Raw genomic sequence first — 16,588 nt, 5'->3', positions numbered from 1 at the left:
GGGATGAAAATTTTCCAGTGGCAGGCTGTGAAATGAGAATGAAATAAAATATTTGAGAGGGATAATCTTTTGGTTATCCTTTTTAAACTTAAATACACATCTTTTCAAAGAGTCTATTTTCTAGTTTTTTTTTGCGTTAACGGTTTATTTGACGAAATATCATTAAAAAATTATTATAGAAAATAAAAAATAATAGTGTTAGAATTCAAGTACATATATTTTAATATATTAGATAGGAGATGAAAACTTGGAAAATAATATGTTAGAATTGCGCAATCAACTTATTGAAGGTCAAAAAATAGCTAATAATAAAGCAGAAGAAACAAGTAATAAACTTGATAGAATAGAAAAGAAAATTGATTGTGTTATTGAGCAAACAGCAGATTTGACAGAATTCAGAACAGAAACTAGAGATAAATTAGATAAAATTGAAATAGAGGTTAAAGGAATCAGAGAAGATTTAAATACAGTTGAAATTGTTACATCTAAAAATTGGAATGAAATAGCAAGATTAAAAGCAGTAAAATAGCAAACTCAACCTTTCAGGTCATACAAGGACTCCAGGGGTGCAAATTTTTCAAGAGACAAGCCATGATAAATAAAAATAAAAATATAAAAGAGCATGTACGAAGGTAAGTAATTCTTACTTTTTTACATGCTTTTTCAGGTTACATAATAAAAGTATACTAATTAAAAATTTAATTCCAATTAGATCAATTTGTTTGTGTAAAATGTTTATAGTTGGTAATAGTTTTTAATATGTATGTAATAAAAAAGGAGGTATTGAACTTGCCGACATCGAAAGTCCCATGGTTTCCTGAATCTAGTTGTCATATAACCGCAAGAGGAAATCATAAAAATGATATATTTAAAGATGATGAAGATTTTCAATACTATTTAACATTGTTAGAAGAAGCTCTTCATTACTTTGAGTATTATGGATACGAAATAATTTGCTATTGTCTAAGGGATAATCATGTACATATATTACTTAAAACTAAAGATAAACCACCAGGACAATTTATAGGTAGAGTAAATGCCATTTACGCAAAGTATTTTAATAAAAAATATAATTACATAGAGCATCTATTTCAAGATAGGTATCATCCTGAATTTATAGATTAAGATGAACAAATGCTTGAGGTTAGTAGATATATTCATTTAAATCCAGTGAAAGCAAATATGGTGGAAAAACCAGAAGAATATAAATGGAGTAGCTATGCGAAGAGTTTCCTTTGTGAAATTTAATTTATACATGTCCAAAATAGTGAATTTTCAACACTTTATGGACATGTATAAATTAATTAATGAACTAGAAACTCTATATGTTTATTGGAGATACAAAAGAAGAGATAGTTAAGTAATATAAAGTTTTAAATTATTTTCATCTACCTGATAAAAGAAAAGCATATAAAAATTTTGTGGAAAGTCAATTAATGTATTATAGAGAAATTAAAAATAAAAAAACAAAAGAAACAGGAGGTGATTTAATGGCATCAGTTATAAATAGTTTTGCTATAAGTGGTATAGATGCATATCTAGTTGAAATTGAAAGCGACACAATAGGTTATGCCATAAAAATATTTAGTTGAACTTCCTATGAAATATATAGCGTCAGAAAGCTTCAATCTGCGGTAGAGATTACATAGGTATAGTTCAACTTTATTTTTATTGTTTAACCGCTTCAATTTATGGGAAACCATCTGTTTCAATAGTTGGACTTGGAGATACTGCAATAAAAGAATCTAGAGAGAGGTTAGAAGCGGCTATAGTAAAGACAAACATTACGTAAACTCAATTTATGTAAGTCCAAAATCTCAGGTATTTATGAGTTTTGGACATGCATAAATTTTAGCTGAAGTTGTTTGAATTAAATTCAAAATATGAATCGTCAAAAATGAAAATAGTAATTAACTTAGCTCCTTGTGATATAAAGAAAAGTGGTTCACATTTTGACTTGGGTATGGCTGTAGGTTTATTACTGCAATCTAAACAAGTATTTGTTGATGAAATTGAAAGATTCGGATTTATAGGAGAACTATCATTGGATGCTTGTTTAAGACCTTGTACAGGGGTTTTGCCTATGGTCATAGAAGCTAAAAGAAAAGGAATAAATAATTTAATTTTAGCTAAAGCAAATATGAGAGAAGCATCTTTAGTTAGTGGAGTTAATTTATTTGGTTTTGATACATTATCTGAAGTTATTGAATTTATAGAAGGTACAAATGAATATACTGAAACTGAAGACTACAAAAAAGAACATATAATCCAAACTAAAAATCTATTAGATTTCAAAGAGGTTCAAGGGCAGGATGCACCACGAAAGTATTATGTTGAACTTCAGCTGTGAAAATAATTGTCAGAAATCATTAATCTGCAATTATTTTCACAGCTGATTTTAGTTCAACTTACTTTAGTGGGGAATTTATCACAGTGGCTGCAGCAGGAGGACACAATATTTTAATGTCTGGATCTCCAGGATGTGGGAAATCAATGATTGAAGTTTTTTATCTATATTGTTTAAGGATTATAATATTGATGTAATTGAGAAAACTTCCATTATGGAATTGGAAGGAAAGGGTAGTATATTATAAACCCTCTGTAGTATATGCAGAGGGTTTAGTGACGCAATCTTATAGTTTTCTATGAAGGGTAAATTCAAAGACGCTACCTACGCCAGTTTCACTTTTTACGGTTATTGTCTCACCCATTATAGTTAAAATTTCTTTTGCGATGGATAAGCCTAGACCTGTTCCTTTTCCCGTTCTTGATTTATCACTTTTATAAAAACGATCAAAGATAAAAGGAATATCCTCTTTATCTATACCAAAACCAGTATCTTGGACTTTTACTAAAATATCTTTAGAACGTACTTCTGTAGCAATTTCAATGGTACCGCCATTTGGTGTAAATTTATAAGCATTATCGATAAGTATGACCAAAATCTGCTCAATACGGTCATAGTTTGAAAAAACAAGGGGTAAATCCTCTGGATGATAAATAAGTTGGATATTTTCATCTATAATGCTGTAGCGTTCATAAACCATTTCTAATATAGAAGGTAAGTTTACGGATCGCTTATGAATGGTAGCTTCGTTTGACTGTAACCTTGAGAGCTCCATTATATCATCTACTAATCTGGAAAGGCGGAGACTCTCCTTATAGATGATTTCATAGTATCTTTGTATATCATCTTTATTAGTGACAATAGAATCCATGAGAGGTTCAATTAAGCCGCGGATAGAAGTTAAAGGAGATCTCAATTCATGAGAGATATTAGCAACATAGTCTCTTCGTATCATCTCTAGCTTTTCTAATTCTGTAATGTCTCTAAATAGAACAACAGCACCCACACTTTCCATTTTTTCATTTTCGATAGGTTCGATAATGATTCTTAGAATGACCTCGTTATGAGACTTAGTGATTGTGACAGAGTCTTTTAAGTTAATGGCTTGGTTGAATCCCGATAATTCATCATTGATAGACTCGATAGCATTGACTTTTTTACCGATTATCATATCCTCAGTGAGTGAAAACATTTCTAAGAACACGTTGTTAAAATGTGTTATCCGGTTATTTTCATCTACAGCAATCATGCCTTCATTCAAACTATTTAGTACTTGATGAAGTCTGTTTTTTTCGATGAAAAGTTGGGATATGTTTTCATACAAATCTAGGGACAGTTTATTCATTGTTTTTCCTAGCAAACCAATTTCACCTTTGAGAGATTCATCAGCACGAATGGAAAAGTCGCCATTTGTCATGGAAATAGCAACGGATGCGATGTTTTTAATTGGTTTAATAATACGCTTTAAAATCAAATACGATAGTCCAATAACGAATGGAATAACGATGATAATGGCGAGAATTAAAGCTTGAAAGTTTTCTAATCTTATACCATTTAATCCTTGTGATAAAATCATTTCTAAAAAGGCAATAAGGATGGATGAAATAACAATGGTAATAGACAATAACATGATAATGCGTCTTACAATTAAAGTTTTCATAGTTTTATTCTACCTCAAATTTATAGCCGACACCGTAAACGGTTTGTATACCACAAGTTAGATTGTCTTGTGATAGTTTGGCTCTTATTCTTTTTATATGTGTATCCACTGTTCTTGTATCTCCAAAAAAGTCATATCCCCATATTCTATTGAGAATTTGTTCTCTTGAAAACACTTGTCCTAGATTAGAAGATAGTAAGTACAGAATTTCTACTTCTTTAGGTGTGGAGATAATAACTTTATCCCGGTATTTCACTTGATATTTTTTTAAACTTATTTCTAGTTGGCAAAAAGACAATTTCGATGATTTGCCATCTATTGTATTTTCTGAGGCACGTCGGCAAACAGCTTTTATGCGAGCAACGACTTCTCTTGGGCTAAAAGGTTTGACTATATAATCGTCAGCACCCAGTTCAAATCCAATAATACGATCTATTTCTTCACCTTTTGCTGTCAACATGATAATAGGAATGTTGCTTTTTTTTCGCACCTCTTTACATACTTCGATTCCGTTTAGTTTGGGCATCATGATATCCAAGACTATTAAAGATGGCTGTATTGTTTCAATTTGCTCAAGTGCTTCTGTGCCATTATAGGCGGAGAAACATTCAAATCCTTCATTATTTAGATACAATTTAAGAGATTCATGTACAACAGGATCATCATCGCATATTAAAATTTTAAGTTCTTTCATAATGTCACTTCCTATTTATATAATAGATATACCATACGTAAACTTAATTTGTTCATGTCCAAAATCTCAGGCACTAATGAGTTATGGACTTGAATAAATTTATAGTTGAAGTGGTAGATTGCTAGTATCAATCATTATTATAACACCTCTGATGTGGACAATCAAAGAAAGTGTTCACAATTGTTCAAAATCATACCATATTGATGTCATAGTTTCATTATATAATTAAGAAATGTGAATTGAAAACGAGAAGGAGTTATAGAAGATGAATAAGAAAATGAGAAAGATTATAACAGGTACTGTCACAGCAATCATGGCTCTTTGTTCTGTATATCCTACATATGCTAGTGAAACATTAGAATTGAATGTTAATTCAGATGGAATATTAGAATTTGATGTGGAAGCGGCAGTTAGTTATGGATTGGAACATAGTAATGCAATTAAAACGCTGGATAATAAAATTTCATTAGCAGCAATTGCAGTAGCTAATACAGAAGATAATATTGATGATTTAGAAGATGCAGAAAAGGCATTGGACGATGCAAGCAGTTTGTTGAAAATTAACCAGGAGGCACTAAAAGCTGCACAAACACAATTGGATACGGCTAAAGGTTACTTAAAATTAGGTGTTGCACCATTTACAGTATCTTTTATGAATGATGCTGGGGCTAAAGTAAATATTACACCAGGACAGCCTATCGCTAGTGTTATTGTTGCTGGACAGATTGCAAATGCTGAACAAAGGGCGTTTACAATAGAAGAGGTAAAAGCAAAGCTTGCCAATATGATAAATATAAAGCAAGATGAGATTGATAATAATAAAATCGCGTATGAGGAAGTAAATAAAACTTTTGAAATAAATAAAGCTAGATTTGAGATGAAACTAGAAGATACCACTTCAAAAATTGAGGATAAAATTGGTTATAATACTGTAATTACAATGGATGTTGAGGATATAGACGAAATAATGACAAAAATGGCAGATGTAAATCTAGATGTTACTAGATATGCAAAAGGTATCTATAAAAATAAAATAGTTATGTTAATTAAAAAAAATTACTATGATGCACTATATGCAAAGAAAGTAATGAATCTTAAAAAGGTTGCAGAAGAAAGAGGAAAGAAACAGTATGAACTTGTTAAACTTTCTTATGAAAATGGTATGAAGGCTAAGGATGATTTATTATTAAGTAAGATGTACTACGATAGTACGATTATTGAACACTATCTTTCAAAATCAACTTATAAAAATGCCATTTTAGAACTTAAAAAGAATATGAATTTAAGTACCAATAATGAAATTACTTTAGTAGATACTATGGAGTATGAAGTTACAGAAGAATCTTTGAATAAAGGTTTAGAATCTGGCTTGACAAATAGACTTGAGATTAGACAAGCTCTTGGAGAACGTGCTATTTATAACATAAATGAAAAAATAATAAATGATATGTATGACAATGAAAATGCTAACACTGAAGCATCATTGTTGTATGAAGGATCAGAAATTGAATTAGAAGAAAAGAAAAATATGATTGAAGCAGAAATCCGTAAATCATATGAGTTAATGAATGCAGCAGGTAATATGTTAAATGCTTCATCAGAGTTAATTAAAAATGCTGAAGAAGTAGTTGATATTGCTCGTTTAAAATATGAACAAGGATTTGGATCTGAGAATGCATTATTAAAAGATTTAAATCTTGAGGATAATTCAGGTACCATTGTAGAAGTAATTGCTGCTGAAGAAAAATTAGCAGATGTGGAATCAAAAGTAGCGAATATTCAATATAGTTATACAATGGCAAAGGTTAAATTTTATAATGATTCTGCAATATTGACCGATTATGATGCGGATTAATTAAAATAAATAGGAAAGGATTGAAGCTAGTAATGGAAAAAACAAAAATATGGTTTAAAGAAAATATCAACAAAGTAGTTATAGCATGTATTATTTTAATTATAAGTATGGCTATTATTGTGAATGGAATGACTATAGGTAATAGTAAGGAAGACAATAATATTATTCAAGGAATTGTTTCTGCAAAAGATGTAAGTTTGAACACAAAAATACCAGGAAGAATTCTTGAGATTTACGTTAAAGAGGGACAAGCTGTAAAAGTAGGAGATCCTATAGTAAAGATTTCTAGTGAAGAAATTGAAGCAAAGAAAGCACAACTTCTAGCACAGATAGATCAGGCAAAAGCAGGTGTTGAAGCATCTCAAGCAGTAGTTGATGTAGCACAGGCTAATTATAGTTTATCTAAGGATAGAATTGCACAAGCAAAAGCAGGTGCTAATGCTAGTGAAGAGCAAAAGAATATTGCACTAGCAATTAATGAGAAAGCAGAAAATGGTGCCAGAACTCAACAAATTGCTCAAGCAGAAAGTGCTTATAATCTAATGGCAGCTACTTATGAAAGAGCACTTGTACTTTATGAAGGTGGTGCTATTTCATTACAAAAACTTGAAGAAATAAAAACACAAAGAGATATTTATGAAGAAACATTGAATATGGCTAAAGAAGGGGCTCGTGCAGAAGATAAAGCAGCAGCAAGTGCTCAATTGGCTATGGCTCAATCAGGTGTTGCTGCAAGTCAAGCAGTATTACAGCAAGCTATTGAAGCTTCTAATATAGCAGCAGCGCAAGTTAGTCAAGCACAAGCAGGGTTGGTTGCATCACAAGGAAGACTAGAGCAAGCACAGGCTGGATTACAAGAAGTGGAAGTATATTTAAAGGATACAGTGATTAAAGCATCAATTGATGGAACAGTTACAACTATTAACTCTGATGAAGGTGAACTTGTATCTACAGGGAGTTCTATTGGTACAATTAGTAATTTAGAACATTGTTATATAAATGTAAATTTAGATGAAGATAAATTACAAGCTATTGAAGAAGGGCAAAGCGTTAGCGTAGAGTTACTTGCTTATCCACAAAAGCCGTATGAAGGAAAAGTTGTTACAATTAATAAACAACCAGACTTTGCAGTTAAGAAATCTACAAATGAAAATGGAAATTTTGATATTGTTTCATTTGGAGTGAAAGTTGAAATGAATAATGTAGATGAGACTATTAGACCTGGAATGACAGCTGTCGTTAATTTTGAAACAGAGGAAGTTGATGGTGAAGCAAAAGCAGAATCAGTGAAATCTGAAACAGAAGTAGTAGAAACGGAAACAGGAGTAGTAGAGGCTAAAACAGAGGAAGTAGATTAAATGTTCAAAAAAAGTTTTATAGAAGAATGTAATAGATTTTTAAAAGAAAAGATGATGGTATTGGTTCTTTTTATAATACCTATTTTGCTAGTAATCTTAATGGGATTTGAAATGTCTAGAGAAGTTATAGACAATATTCCTATGGCAGTAATTGACCATGACCAATCCACATTTAGTAGACAGTTGTTTGATGCTTTTAATCAAAATGAAACTTTTAATGTTTCTCAATATCCAAGTAGTGAACAAGAGTTAGAAAACTTGATGAAAAATAGTAAAGTACGGGTGGGTTTAATTATACCTGAAAATTTTTATAATGATATCGTGGCTTTAAAGTCTCCAACTGTTTTGATGCTTTATGATGGATCGCATATGTCCATGACTAGTGTGACCAAATCAAAAGCAACAGAGATTTTATTGACTTATAAAGCAGGGGCAACCATAAATCAATTGAGGACAAGACTTGGCTTATCTTATGAAGAAGCTTATAATGTTGCACAACCTGTTCAAATTAATGATAGAATGTTGTATAATCCATCCAAAAGTTTTGAAGATTTTTTAGCAATAATCTTAATGGCTGCATTAATCCAAACTGCTATTGTACTTATGGCTTCAGTATCTATTAATCATGGTATTTTTGATAAGGAAAGAAAAGAAAGAATTGGATATGCATCTGGAAAAGTGTTGTTTTATACTTTGTGCGGAAGTTTAAGCTTTATAATTTGCATCATAATACAAGCTAGTATTTTTGGTATGCCTTTTAGAGGACTATTTTTAGTTGCGTTTATTATCTCAATTGCATTGAGTTTTGCAGTTTCAGCATTTTGTGTATTGGTTTCAGCGCTAATTAAAAACCAAATGTTAACACTTGTTGGATGTAGCATTATATTTATTCCTAATTCAATAATGGCAGGAACAACATGGCCAAACTTTATGATGCCTCTTGGATATCAAGGATATGCCAAATTTGTTCCATTTCCACATTATGTTAATAATCTAAGAAATATTTATTTGAAGGGATTAACATTGAGACAAGTGACCCCAGATATTGTTTATATGTTTCTGTTTGGAGTAGTGAGCTTGATGGTTGTAGAGTTTGTGATTGTCATATTAGAAAAAAAGGATGTAAATAGGGAGGGAAAAAGACATGACATATCTAGAGACGTTCAAAACACAGTTCAGCTCGATATTTAAAAATAGAGGGTTGATGATCCTTCTATTTATTGGACCTATTTTCCTAACCTTATTATTTGGTGGAGTTTATGTAAATGATTATCTAGAAGATATACCTACAGCGATTTTAGATGAAGATGGGTCAAGTTTAAGTCGTATGGCTACTGATTATTTTCTAAAAAGTCAATATTTTGATATTAAGAATTATCCTAATTCTAGGGAAGAGCTACAAGAGTTGATTGACAGTGGAAAAGCACAATTAGGTATCTATATACCAACAGGGTTTGAAAGTGATGTAACTACCTATCAGTCATCACAAGTATTGCTTATTATGGACGGTTCAAATAATGTTGTAGCAGGTAATGCTTACGCTAAAGCTTTTGAAATTGGTCAAACGATTTCTGCAGGGATTGAGATGAAATTGATTCAAGGGAAAGGGGTAACGCCACAAATTGCTGAAAATATGACATTAATCTATAACTTGAGAGACAGGGTGTTGTTTGACTCTAAGATGACTTATATGAATTATCTGATGATATGTTTTTTTGCAATATTCTTACAACAAATGTTTTTATCATCAATTGGTTCCATGTTGATTCGAAATAATGAATATCTTGCTAGTGGCAATGTATTATCTAGAATATTGGCCACATCCAATGTTTGCATGGTAGGATTAGTACCAGCATCTATAGTAAGTATGCTTATTTTAAAATATTTGTTTCATATACCGATGATTGGAAGAGTGTGGATTTTCGTGTTATTAACAATTACTTTTTTATTTGCTATCACAGGACCAGCTCTAGTTATTGCTTCACTGACTCAAGCTAGAGTGAAATACTCACAAATTTCATTTATGCTATCTGTACCGGTATTTATTTCTAGTGGTATTGCATGGCCTGTTGAACAGATGCCTAAACTAGTAGAATGGATTGTAAGAGCATTGTGGCCAATGATTAATTATGCTAAAATTGGACAAGAAGTATTGATCAAGGGAAGAGAGTTTCATACGGTTATTCCGAGCATTATGGGCATGATTATTTATGGTTTAGTATGGTTAACGATAGGAGTTTTGTTATATATAAGGGCATTTTCAAAGGATGGAAGCGAACTGGTCGCTTAATAAAGCCATAGCAATCAAGTTGAGTTGATTGTTGTGGCTTGTGTTTTATACATAATTAACCAGAATATGGCCAAGTCACGATATTCATTGGGAATATTTACAATCAGCTTTAAATATGTTAAAGTAGACATTGTGATAAATAAATAATTATAATTGATGGAGGAAATATCTATGTTAATGAATAAAAAAATAAGAAAAGTGATTTCAACAGTAGCTTTACTATTGGTGGTGTCAAATTTAGCAGGATGTAGCCAAAAACATACTCCTGTAAAGCCAGATAAAGATCCTACTAAAATAGTAGAAGATAAAGATATAACGAAGGATTTAAATGAAGAAGAAGCAATAGAAGGAAGCAAAGTGTATTTAAAAGACGATACGGCTATAGGGACTATGATAATAAAAGAAGGAGTTAGTCAAGAAGACGCAAAGGCTTTAGCAGAAAAATATGCAAAAGAAATAAAAGAAACTTACAAAGATATGAAAGTAAATGTTCAAGCTGTTCAAAATGGGGAAAATTTAGCTAATATAACTTTAGAATAGTGAACTTGTTGCAATTATCCCAGCTATGGTATGTTCATGGCTGGGATGTTATTATTTTTAGGAAATTACCAAAGATTATTTTATTATTAGGAGTGATATCAATGAATGTACTATCTGACCTTTTAAATTTTATAGAATCAGCTATGTTATTTTCTATTACATTGTTTTGTGCTTTTTTTTATGTAAGAAGCAGAGATAAGTTCATAGGTAGGACACTAGGTGTGTTACTCCCAATTGCAATACTTTTTTTAAATAAAAATATATATTCTTATGCTTTTAAATATGTTCAAATGTATGGTATTAAATATAAAACTACAAATTTATTAGAGCTATTAGCTTATTTTAATGCTATTATTAATATTTTTATTATGGTGATTGCAGTAATTGCTTCAAGTATATACATATTGACTTTATTTCCAATATCCAATAAGAGAAGAACGCAAGGGTTAATTTTTTATGTGTCACAAGCCATCCTATTTTTATTAGTTAGCTTTTTTTCAGTAACAATTATTAACATTAATAAGTTAGTAACTACCTTAACCACTGTTATCTGTGTGTTTTTCCCTTTAAGTTCTCTTCTGTTATTTGGACAAGCAATAGCTGTGTTGCTTTATATAAAAAAAATAGAGGATACAAAAAAAGTGCAGTTAGCCAGAAATTTTTTGATTGCTTTTTTACCACAGCTTATTTATACAATACTAGATCTTATTATAAAAAGAAATTTTCAATCTCAATTTACTTGTTTTTCATATACAATATTTAGTATATTATCTTTTTATCATATTAGTAGCTATTATTTTAAAGGATATGAACCTAATGAAAATAGCAAAATTTCAGAGAAGGATGTTTTAGATTCCTTTGCTTTTACGGATAGGGAGATGGATGTTCTAAAACTTATTATGATAGGTGAAACGAATTTGAAAATTAGTGAAAATTTACATATTTCTGTGAATACAGTTAAAACCCATGTAAAAAATATTTATAAAAAAATTGATGTTTCGAATAGAGTACAACTTATTCATAAAATAAGAGAAACTAATAGTTTATAGTAGCATCACCCAAATGGGTGATGCTTTTTCACCTCTTTTTTCTCTTTTTTCATTCATAAAGATAATTGGAATGTTTAACTAAATTGTATATCATAATTAATTAGGAGGTTTATGGGATAGAATGAATTTCAATATCTTGAGAATAATATGGTTTTTAATCTAAAATAAACTAAATAATGAATTTTATAAATTATATAGAAAATTTAATAAAAACTTAATTGATTTTTTTATGAACAAATTATAAAATTAATTAATAGTGAATGGAGGTTATTAATGAGGAAGTTGTTTAAGAATAGTATAAATATAGTTAGTTAGAACATATTGAGTTGATTCTAAAAGTAATATTTAGAAAATTATTAGAAATAAAATATAATTAGATTAATTTTAGGAGGATTAGCGATGAAGAAGTTCATAAGAGTTTTAGTTGTAATATTATTAGTAGGTATAATAGCAGTTCCTAGAGTAATTAATTTACTTAATTCAGATAAGAGTTCAAGTGAAAATAATGATGAAATTGCTGTAGTAGCAGTAAGCGGTCAACAAGTGTTACAAGGTGAGATAAGCAATCATGTTATGCTTATTGGGTCAACAAAGGCATCGGATTCAGTGGATATAATACCAGAAATACCAGCAAAGGTAAAAAAGGTTAATGTTGAAGTGGGGGATTATGTAAAAAAGGGGAAACTTCTTTTTGGTCTTGATGCATCCTCAGCACAAGATCAAGTAACTCAGGCAAATATCGGTATAACTATGGCTGAAGTAGGTGTAAAGAATGCTAACGAAGCTATCGGACAAGCAGAGATAGGATATGAACTTGCCAAAAGTAATTATGAAATGCAATTGGATAAATATGAATTGCAAATAGAAAATTTAGCTAAATATGAAATACTACTTAAAGAAGGCATTGTAACTGAGGCAGAAGTTGAACAAATGAGATTACAAGCTTCACCCGAAAATATAAATTTACTCGAAAAGCAATTAGAACAAGCTGAAGCTTCTGTAAATCAAGCAAAAATTGGTAAGGAAAGCGCTGAAGCCAGCTTAAAAAAAGCACAAGAAGGATTGAGGACTGCAAATGACATGTTAGGAGATATGAGTCTAGAGGCACCAACTAGTGGTTATGTATCTGCTATTAATGTAACAGAGAATAACTTTGCTTCTAATGCGCAACCAGCTATAACTATTGAAAATATTGATGAGATTATCATAAATGCTAATGTAACTGAGAGTTATGTAAATAAACTGTCAATTGGGGATGAAGTCAGTGTTATTATTGAATCTCTTGATAATCTGGAATTGACGGGTACAATAGATACATTAAGTACATCAGCTGATGCAAGAACATTATTATTTCCGTTAACTGTGAAAATAAAAAATGAAGAGCATACTATTAAACCAGGTATGTTTGCTACAGTGGATTTCGTTGCTGAGGAAAGCTTAGACACTTTATATGTACCTTCAGATGCAGTATTATTACGTGATGGTGTACATTATGTGTATATTCAAAGTGAAGATAATAAAGTAGAACGTAGAGAAGTAACAATAGGAATTGATACGGGTTATTTTATAGAGATTCTTGAAGGGGTCACAGCAGATGATGTGGTTATTACAAAAGGGTTAGGTCTTATAGATGAAGACAGTGTTATTAAAGTAATAAGGAGTGATCAATAATGAACATTTCAACGTTATCGGTTAAAAGACCTGTTACAACGGTCATGTTTATATTGATTGTTGTACTTATAGGTTTTGTATCATTAACAAAAATTCCAATAGACTTATATCCTGATATTGAGATTCCAGTAGCAATTATTCAAACGAATTATCCAAATGTCTCTCCGGAGGAAATTGAGAATCTTGTTACAAAACCTATTGAAGAGGCTGTTGGAACAGTATCTAATATTGATACTATTCAGTCAATAACATCAGAAGGATCTTCAGTTATTATCGTGCAGTTTAATTTTGGTACGGATATGAATTTTGCAACACTAGATATGCGTGAAAAAGTAGATATGGTTAAAGGGTTCTTACCTGAGGGTGCAAATGATCCTATGGTGTTGCAGATTGATGTTAATGCTTCAGCTATAGTTCAACTTGCTTTATCAGGTAGTGATGCTGCCACACTATATGAATATGCGGATTCGACTATAGGACCTGCACTTGAGAGAATTGAAGGTGTTGCTTCAGTTAGTATTGATGGAGGGTATCAAAATTATATTTCTGTTAAAGTAGATACAGGTAAATTAAGTAATTACGGTTTGTCAATTGATCAGCTAGCTAGTACTTTGGCAGCTGAAAACATAAATTTGCCAGCAGGTTCTGTAAATAAAGGTGATAAAGAATTGCTTATTAGAACTGCTGGTGAATTCCAATCTCTTAATGATATAAAAGAAACCCCTATTCTTCTATCAACAGGGGGAGTTATTAGACTTCAAGATGTAGCTGAAATTGTAATAACTAATGAAGAATTAACTTCTATATCTAAAGTAAATGGCGAATCTGCTGTAAGTATTTCTGTACAGAAACAATCAGGAACGAATACAGTTGCAGTTGCATCGAAGATTAACAAAGTGCTTGAAGAAATTGGTGCTAATACTAGTTATGATATTGAAGTTGTGGTTGATCAATCCAAGTTTATAAATAAAGCTATTAATCGAGTAAGTTCTAGTGCTATGACTGGTGGTTTGCTTGCAATATTAGTACTATTCATTTTCTTGAGGAATTTTAGAAGTACTATTATTATTGGTTTATCAATACCAATATCTATTATAGCTACAGGGATACTTATCTATTTTGATGGAATCACATTAAATATGATGACGCTTGGTGGAATAACTCTTGGTATAGGTATGTTAGTGGATAACTCGGTTGTTGTTCTTGAAAATATATATCGCTTTGTACAAGATGGTTATGAAAAAAGGGAAGCTGCTATATTGGGTGCCAAAGAAGTTGCATTGGCTGTTACAGCTTCCACCCTTACAACAGTCGCAGTATTTTTACCCTTAGTATTTGTTGAAGGAATAACATCTATTATGTTTAAAGAGTTTGCGTTAACTGTTACTTTTTCATTATTATCTTCATTGGTTGTGTCATTAACATTAATTCCCATGATGGCTTCAAAGTTACTTGTTGTTGATCAATTCCAAGGAAAACATCATAAAAATAAATTTAAGCTTATAGGTTGGGTGCTTGATAAATCTGACAAAGTTTATAGTAATCTTGATAATGTTTATAAAAAAGTTTTGGAATGGAGTCTTAAACATAGAAAATATGTTGTGATTATAGCTATATCAACTTTTATTGTGAGTATTATTTCTATATCATTTATAGGAAAGGAATTTATGCCAGAAACGGATGAAGGATCTATTCAAATTGGTGTTACTTTAGAAGATGGTGCTAAGATTTCTGAAACTAGCGAAGCAATGGATGAAATTGTTAATAAAATTAGTGATATTGAAGGTATTGAATATATATTTAGCAGTACAGCAGGAAGTGAATTTTTAGCATCTGGACAGAATAAAGGAACCATCTCTGTTACACTTGTACCACTTGATCAAAGAAAAGTTAGTGTATCTGATGTTGTTTCTGAGATTGAAGAACTTATAAAAGATGTACCGGCTGTTAAATCTGATGTAGCTGCTGTTAGTCAGATGGGTACGATGACAGGGGGTAGCGCAATTGGAATTAAAGTCAAAGGTAACGATTTTGATGTGCTGAAAGATATTGCAGATGAAATAGTAATGATAACTAAATCTGTAGAGGGTACGCGTAATGTATCATCTAGTTTAGAAGCTAGTAGTCCGCAAGTTGAGATTCATCTAAACCGTAATAATGCGTCTAGGTTTGGATTAACAACATTTGGAGTATCTAGTCAAGTTAAGTCAATGTTAGATGGTAAAGTTGCAACAAAGTATAAGCTTGACGGTGATGAATTGGATGTAGTGATAGAAGGTGACGCAAGATATAAAGAAAGTATTGAGAACTTAGAACAATTAGAGATTGCCACACCAATAGGAACTTCAGTACCGCTTGATGTTATAGCTGATGTTAAAATGGACAATGGTGCTGTTGAAATTTATCGTGAAGATTTGGTTCGAACAGTTACAATTAGTTCAGATATTTATGGCAGAGATTTAGCAACTATTAGTAGAGAAATAGAAGGAAAAGTAAAAGAATTAGAGCTACCAAGCGATTATAGTATAATATATGGAGGCTCAAATAAAGAAATGATGGAATCATTTGCGGACCTTGCTGTAGCACTTTTACTTGCTATGGTGTTGGTATACATGATTATTGCAGCTCAGTTTGAATCATTACTAATACCATTTATTATTATGTTCTCAGTACCATTGGCTTTTGCAGGAGGTTTGTTTGGATTATTCGCAACTTATAGAACAATTAACGTTACATCTATTATTGGTTTTATTATGCTTTCGGGAATAGTTGTAAATAATGCTATTGTACTATTAGATTATATTGGAACGCGAAGAAAAATGGGTGAAGATCGATATACGGCAATTATAACTGCTGGACCATTAAGATTAAGACCTATTCTTATGACATCATTAACAACTATACTTGGTCTAATACCAATGTCAATGGGAATTGGTGAAGGTGCTGAGATGATGAGTGCAATGGGGACAGTAGTAATAGGTGGATTAATAATATCATCTTTATTAACATTGATAGTGATTCCAGTAGTATACTCAATTTTTGATGATTTACACATTAAATTTGTTAATCGTAAAAATAAAGCAACAAATTCAATTCAAGTTTAGTGCTTTAGAATAAATATGTC

The 16,588-nt window shown here is 31.1% G+C and carries 15 protein-coding genes; 13 read left to right on the top strand and 2 right to left on the bottom strand.

Annotated elements, in window-relative coordinates:
• The first annotated feature begins 247 nt into the window (after positions 1 to 247).
• The 5 genes from ACQ3F0_RS11190 (at position 248) to ACQ3F0_RS11170 (ending at position 2,544) form a co-directional block, all read left to right on the top strand.
• Entirely contained in the window at positions 248 to 529 is a 282-nt protein-coding gene (locus ACQ3F0_RS11190; RefSeq protein ID WP_428865332.1) for a hypothetical protein, read from the top strand.
• Between the two features lie 260 nt (positions 530 to 789).
• The gene (locus ACQ3F0_RS11185; RefSeq protein ID WP_428865331.1) at positions 790 to 1,125 is read left to right on the top strand and encodes a transposase; all 336 of its coding nucleotides are present in this window, start codon (positions 790 to 792) and stop codon (positions 1,123 to 1,125) included.
• 311 nt (positions 1,126 to 1,436) lie between these two features.
• Entirely contained in the window at positions 1,437 to 1,592 is a 156-nt protein-coding gene (locus ACQ3F0_RS11180) for a hypothetical protein (RefSeq protein WP_428865330.1), read from the top strand.
• Positions 1,593 to 1,897: 305 nt separating this feature from the next.
• Entirely contained in the window at positions 1,898 to 2,350 is a 453-nt protein-coding gene (locus ACQ3F0_RS11175; protein WP_428865329.1) for a magnesium chelatase domain-containing protein, read from the top strand.
• A gap of 83 nt (positions 2,351 to 2,433) precedes the next feature.
• Positions 2,434 to 2,544 (top strand): ATP-binding protein, encoded by a 111-nt coding sequence (locus ACQ3F0_RS11170; protein ID WP_428865328.1) that lies wholly within the window; start codon positions 2,434 to 2,436, stop codon positions 2,542 to 2,544.
• Positions 2,545 to 2,633: 89 nt separating this feature from the next.
• Here the strand turns inward: ACQ3F0_RS11170 and ACQ3F0_RS11165 are convergent, their stop codons facing one another.
• Both ACQ3F0_RS11165 and ACQ3F0_RS11160 read right to left on the bottom strand, forming a co-directional pair.
• Entirely contained in the window at positions 2,634 to 4,007 is a 1,374-nt protein-coding gene (locus tag ACQ3F0_RS11165) for a HAMP domain-containing sensor histidine kinase (RefSeq protein ID WP_428865327.1), read from the bottom strand.
• A gap of 4 nt (positions 4,008 to 4,011) precedes the next feature.
• A complete protein-coding gene (locus tag ACQ3F0_RS11160; protein WP_428865325.1) occupies positions 4,012 to 4,701 on the bottom strand; it encodes a response regulator transcription factor in 690 nt (229 codons plus the stop codon).
• Between the two features lie 265 nt (positions 4,702 to 4,966).
• On the opposite strand from ACQ3F0_RS11160, the gene ACQ3F0_RS11155 reads away from it, so the two are divergent.
• From ACQ3F0_RS11155 to ACQ3F0_RS11120, 8 genes are all read left to right on the top strand, one after another.
• Positions 4,967 to 6,556, top strand: a complete 1,590-nt coding sequence (locus tag ACQ3F0_RS11155) for a TolC family protein (protein WP_428865324.1) — start codon at positions 4,967 to 4,969, stop codon at positions 6,554 to 6,556.
• A 32-nt stretch (positions 6,557 to 6,588) separates the two neighbouring features.
• Positions 6,589 to 7,914 carry an HlyD family secretion protein gene (locus ACQ3F0_RS11150; protein WP_428865323.1) on the top strand — a complete coding sequence of 442 codons (1,326 nt, stop codon included), beginning with the start codon at positions 6,589 to 6,591 and terminating at the stop codon, positions 7,912 to 7,914.
• Positions 7,915 to 9,105: an ABC transporter permease gene (locus ACQ3F0_RS11145; RefSeq protein WP_428865322.1), complete on the top strand. Its 1,191-nt coding sequence runs from the start codon at positions 7,915 to 7,917 to the stop codon at positions 9,103 to 9,105.
• On the top strand, positions 9,059 to 10,204 hold the full coding sequence (locus tag ACQ3F0_RS11140) for an ABC transporter permease (protein WP_428865321.1): 1,146 nt from the start codon (positions 9,059 to 9,061) through the stop codon (positions 10,202 to 10,204). Before ACQ3F0_RS11145 ends, ACQ3F0_RS11140 begins: the two co-directional genes overlap by 47 nt.
• 171 nt (positions 10,205 to 10,375) lie before the next feature.
• Positions 10,376 to 10,744: a hypothetical protein gene (locus tag ACQ3F0_RS11135; protein WP_428865320.1), complete on the top strand. Its 369-nt coding sequence runs from the start codon at positions 10,376 to 10,378 to the stop codon at positions 10,742 to 10,744.
• Between the two features lie 101 nt (positions 10,745 to 10,845).
• Positions 10,846 to 11,793, top strand: coding sequence for a response regulator transcription factor (locus ACQ3F0_RS11130; RefSeq protein WP_428865319.1), 948 nt, complete (start codon positions 10,846 to 10,848; stop codon positions 11,791 to 11,793).
• 399 nt (positions 11,794 to 12,192) lie between these two features.
• Positions 12,193 to 13,464, top strand: a complete 1,272-nt coding sequence (locus tag ACQ3F0_RS11125) for an efflux RND transporter periplasmic adaptor subunit (RefSeq protein WP_428865318.1) — start codon at positions 12,193 to 12,195, stop codon at positions 13,462 to 13,464.
• Positions 13,464 to 16,568, top strand: a complete 3,105-nt coding sequence (locus tag ACQ3F0_RS11120; RefSeq protein WP_428865317.1) for an efflux RND transporter permease subunit — start codon at positions 13,464 to 13,466, stop codon at positions 16,566 to 16,568. Before ACQ3F0_RS11125 ends, ACQ3F0_RS11120 begins: the two co-directional genes overlap by 1 nt.
• The last annotated feature ends 20 nt before the right edge of the window (positions 16,569 to 16,588 follow it).

The sequence above is a fragment of the Clostridium sediminicola genome, assembly GCF_050402865.1.
Taxonomy (GTDB): Bacteria; Bacillota; Clostridia; order Clostridiales; family Clostridiaceae; genus Clostridium_AF; species Clostridium_AF sediminicola.
This window is presented reverse-complemented; position numbering and strand designations above follow the sequence as displayed.